The sequence below is a fragment of the Pseudomonas sp. PDM25 genome, from assembly GCF_019219045.1.
Taxonomy (GTDB): domain Bacteria; phylum Pseudomonadota; class Gammaproteobacteria; order Pseudomonadales; family Pseudomonadaceae; genus Aquipseudomonas.
In genome coordinates this window covers 1-255 of sequence record NZ_JAHUWL010000104.1, presented here as the reverse complement: position 1 = coordinate 255, position 255 = coordinate 1, and the positions used below count along the sequence as shown (strand labels likewise).

The 255-nt window shown below is 56.9% G+C and carries 1 protein-coding gene; it reads left to right on the top strand.

Annotated features, from left to right (window positions below):
* Nucleotides 1-17: 17 nt before the first annotated feature.
* On the top strand, nucleotides 18-255 hold a 238-nt coding region (locus KW848_RS32785), incomplete at its 3' end, for an inovirus-type Gp2 protein (protein WP_375154770.1).

The window sequence follows — 255 nt, the reverse complement described above, 5'->3', positions numbered from 1 at the left end:
GGCCGCACTACCACTTCGTGCTGCTACTCAATCGGGATGCGTACCACACCGTGGGGCGCTTCCAATCAGAGAGGGAGAATCTCTACAGCCGTATTCAGGCTGCCTGGGCGAGAGCGCTGAGGGTTACTTTCGAGGAGGCAGAGGGCTTGGTGCATATCCCTGCAAACGCCACATTCCACCTCTCTCAGGATGATTCGGGGGAGATGGATCGATACTTCTATCGGGTCAGTTACCTCTGCAAGGCTGAGACCAAGG